Genomic DNA, 4990 nt, shown 5'->3' with positions numbered 1-4990 from the left:
CCCTGTTGATGGCAGTTTGAGCGATGTTAAATTACTAGATGATGTTGGCGCAGTTACAGGAGCGATCGAAGACGGCACCAGTACCGATGACACACGTCCAGAATTTACAGGTCAGGCTACACCTGATGTTGACTATGTCAATGTTTATGACAATGGTGGATTGATTGGAACAGCAACAGTACAACCTGATGGTACGTGGAGCTTTACACCAGAACTCCCACTGATTGGAGGTGACCATAGTTTCACAGGTAAACCAGTGGATGCAGTAGGTAACGAAGGCCAAGCAACAGATCCAATCGACTTTAACGTGATTGGTTCAGCACCATTGGCACCGACAATACAAACAGTATCAGATAATGTTGGAGACATAACAGGACCTTTACAAAAAGGTGCGACGACGGATGACAAAACACCAACAGTGAGCGGAACAGCACAACCAGGCACCACAGTTCATGTGTACAGCAATGGCACAGAAGTGGGTTCAGTTGCAGTCAAACCAGACGGTACATGGACGCTTGATGTTGCCGATTTGGGCGCAGATGGTGAGAAGAAACTCACAGCTGTAGCTGTAGATCCAGCAGGGCAAGAAAGCCCAGCAACAGGTGAATACCCAATCATCTTGGACAGTACAGCACCGAACCAACCAGCAGACATCACGGCAACAGATGATGTCGGTCCTACGATCGGAGAAATATCAGCTGGCGGCACCACGGATGACACCACACCAACGATTACAGGTACAGGTGAACCGGGTGCAACCGTTGAAGTGATTGATAACGGTCAACCACTAGGTACAACGACAGTCGACTCAGCAGGCAACTGGACATTTACACCAGATACCCCATTGACTGATGGGCCACATGAAATCACGACAACTCAAACCGATCCAGCAGGGAACACCAGTGAGCCGAGTGCTCCACTGGACTTTACAGTAGATACCTCTACATCTGATGTACAGATTACCCACTTTATAGACAATACAGCACCGCTAGAAGGTAACGTTGCCAAAGCGGGTGAGACCAATGATACGACCCCAACGATGGTGGGTATATCAAAGGCCAATGCAACAATTAGCATCACAGATGAAAACGGCCAAGTCGTCGGTACAGCGATTACAGATGCAACAGGTCAATGGTCAGTTGAGCTTTCACCACAAACAGAAGGTGAGCATACCTATACGGCAACGGCACAACTACCGAATGGTAATACTGCAACCGATACCGCACAACTCACTATCGACACCACTGCGCCAATCGCAGCAACGATAGCGACAGTGACGGATGATGTTGGAGAAAACCAAGGAACACTTGATTCAGGTGATACGACAGATGACACCACCCCGACGATTACTGGAACAGCAGAGCCTAACAACATTGTCACAATTTATGCTGATGGCAAACCAGTCGGCAGTGTTGTTGCAGATCCAAATGGGAACTGGAACTACACCATTCCATCACCGGGATTAACAGAAGGGCCACATGACTTAACTGTTACTCAAACAGATCCTGCTGGAAATGAAAGCACACCATCTGCACCATTTGAAGTGATAGTAGATACCACAGCACCGACGATCACAGCAGAGATTACAGGAATCACTGAAGATACCGGTGTAGCGGATGACTACACGACCAATGACACCAGCTTGGTGATCCATGGCAAAGTCTCAGATGCGACACAACTACAAACTGGCGATACAGTGCAAGTTCGCGTAGATGGTGGCGCATGGAAAGATGCGACATTGAATGCGGATGGAACATGGAGTTTAGACAACACTGCGACCCCATTGGCAGAAGGCAAACACACAGTAGAAGCACGAGTGGTTGACCAAGCAGGCAATGCGACAGCGGCGACGAGTAAAGAAATCACAATCGATACCACGGGCCCCGTTGATGGCAGTTTGAGCGATGTTAAATTACTAGATGATGTTGGCGCAGTTACAGGAGCGATCGAAGACGGCACCAGTACCGATGACACACGTCCAGAATTTACAGGTCAGGCTACACCTGATGTTGACTATGTCAATGTTTATGACAATGGTGGATTGATTGGAACAGCAACAGTACAACCTGATGGCACATGGAGCTTTACACCAGAGAATCCATTAACATCTGGTCCGCATGAGTTTTCTGCAAAACCTGTAGATAATGCAGGAAATGAAGGTAATTCTACAGATTCAATATCATTTAATCTAATTGGTGAGCCACCTCAAGAGCCTGCGATTACTCAGGTTCAAGATGATTTTGGACCAGAAGTTGGTGATTTACAAAAAGGTCAGTCTACGGACGATAAAACACCAACAGTGAGTGGTACTGGGCAAGCTGGTTCTGTTGTACATGTCTTTGTCGATGGTACAGAAGTTGGTTCAACTACTGTAAATCCTGATAAAACTTGGTCAATTACATTGCCTGATCTTGGTGCAGATGGTGAAAAGAAAATTACCGCAAATGCGACTGATGGTGCAGGTCAAGTTAGTACAACAACTGATATATACCCGATTGTACTAGATACAGCAGCACCTACAAATCTAGGATTCACAGCAAATGATGATGTGGGATCACAAACGGGTCCTATTTCAAATGGGGATACAACGGATGACACCATACCAACATTAACAGGCACAGGTGTACCTGGTGATATCGTGACAGTTTATGATAATGGTGTGCCAATAGGTTCGGTTGCTGTGGAATCATCAGGTGATTGGACATTTGTACCATCGCCAGAACTTGCTGAAGGATCACATGAGTTACAAATTACACATACAGATGCTGCAGGTAATGAAAGTGGCCTAAATGATCCACTAGATTTTACAGTAGATACAGGTATTCCTACCGTTAAGATTGAATCGGTTACTGATAATGTTGGTATTACTGAAACAATTGCTAAAAATGGGTTAACTAACGATAACACGCCTACACTGACAGGTACGGCAACGCCTAATCAGCTTGTGACGATCACGGATAAAGTAGGTACACCAATTGCTTCTGTAACAGCTGATGCAACAGGAAAGTGGTCAGTTGATCTACCTCAGCAAACTGATGGTGCGCATGACTATGTTGCAACCGTTACGCTGCCAAATGGTGAAACGGCTACAGATAATTTTGCTTTGAATATTGATACCCAAGCACCTTCAAAACCTGCTTTTGAAGCAAACGATGATGTGGGGCCTGATCAATCTGTGCTTCACTCAGGTGATACGACGGATGATGCTACTCCAGCTCTAACGGGTACAGGGCAAGCAGGCGATAAAGTTACAATTTATGATAATGGTCAAGCTATTGGCACGACCACTATTAAACCAGATGGTACATGGGCATATACGCCTACAACGCCATTAGCAGAAGGCTCGCATTCACTTGAAGTAACGCATACAGATCCTGCTGGAAATGAAAGTGCTAAGAGTGATCCTTTGGATATTCAAGTGGATACGAGTACTGTTGAGATTACAATTGATGGTATTGAAGATGACCAATTACCTGTAATAGAAACCATTGCCAAAGGTGGCGTGACCAATGATGATACACCGACAATTTTTGGTACAACTAAACCTGATTCACTGGTTACGATTTATGATTCAAATGGACAAGCGATTGGATCAACAATTGCGGACTCATCTGGTCAATGGTCAGTAACATTGCCAACACAACCAGAAGGACACCGTGAATATACGGCTGTCGCTGAGTTACCAAGTGGACAAACGGCTGAAGCTAAAGTTGATTTCACGATTGATACAACAGCACCAACTCAACCAAGTTTTGTTGCAACCGATAATGTTGCTCCGAGTGTTGGTGATATTGAGTCAGGTGATACAACTGATGATACTACGCCAACGTTAACAGGTATGGGGCAGGCAGGAGATACGGTCACTATTTACGATAATGGTCAATCTTTAGGTACAACGACAGTTAAACCTGACGGGACATGGACATACACACCAACAACACCTTTAACGGAAGGGCCGCATTCGCTTGAAGTGACACAAACAGATCCTGCCGGAAATGAAAGTGATAAGAGTGAACCTTTAGACTTTACTGTAAGTACTGCTGTGGCAACTGTAAATATTGAAACTGCGACAGACAATCAAACACCTAAAACAGGTCCAATCAGTGATGGTGGATTGACAAATGATGGCACACCAATACTTTCAGGTACTGCAACTGCAAATCAAGTGGTCATAATTAAAGACCAAACGGATACAGTTGTTGGGTCAGTCACTGCTAGTGCAACAGGTCAATGGTCGATTGAATTGCCTCAGCAGGCTGATGGTGAGCACACTTATACTGCATTTGTGACATTGGCAAATGGTAGTACGGCACAATCACAATATAGCTTAGAAATTGATGCAACTACTCCAGCTCAAGTAACGATTGATTCTGTATCTGATGATGTCGGCGTTGTACAAGGTCTATTGGCATCTGGTGATTCTACAGATGATAAAACACCTACCTTACAAGGGGCTGCTGAAGCGGGTAATGTTGTTACTATTTATGATCAAGGTAAACCTGTAGGTTCTGTTATTGCTGATCCAAATGGCCATTGGAATTACACGATTCCTGCCCCTGGTTTAACAGAAGGTTCTCATAATTTAACAGTAACGCAAACAGATACTGCGGGGAATGTAAGTTTACCTTCGTCTCCATTCAATGTTGTAGTTGATATTACAGCACCAACAATTACTGCTGAAATTACGGGTATTACCGAAGATACAGGTCTTGCAAATGACTTTTTGACCAATGATCCAAGTCTAGTGATTAGTGGGAAAGTATCAGATGCAACGCAATTGCAAGCTGGAGATAAAGTTCAGGTTCGTATAGATGGCGGAGTGTGGAAAGATGCAACGCTGAATGCTGATGGAACGTGGAGCTTAGACAATACTGCAAACGTATTGGCCGATGGTAAGCATACTATTGATGCTCGTGTGATTGATAAAGCGGGTAATTATACTGCTCCTTCAACAAAAGAAGTCATGATTGATACAGTAGCTCCTTCTACA

General features: G+C 44.7%; 1 protein-coding gene. It reads left to right on the top strand.

Annotated features, from left to right (window positions below; all coding sequences use genetic code 11):
* Positions 1 to 16 precede the first annotated feature (16 nt).
* Positions 17 to 4990: Ig-like domain-containing protein (locus tag GGG_RS0118170; protein WP_171057717.1), on the top strand; the 4974-nt coding region annotated here is incomplete at its 3' end.

This window comes from Acinetobacter sp. P8-3-8 (genome assembly GCF_000214135.1).
In the GTDB taxonomy this organism is placed as follows: Bacteria; Pseudomonadota; Gammaproteobacteria; order Pseudomonadales; family Moraxellaceae; genus Acinetobacter.
This window is presented reverse-complemented; position numbering and strand designations above follow the sequence as displayed.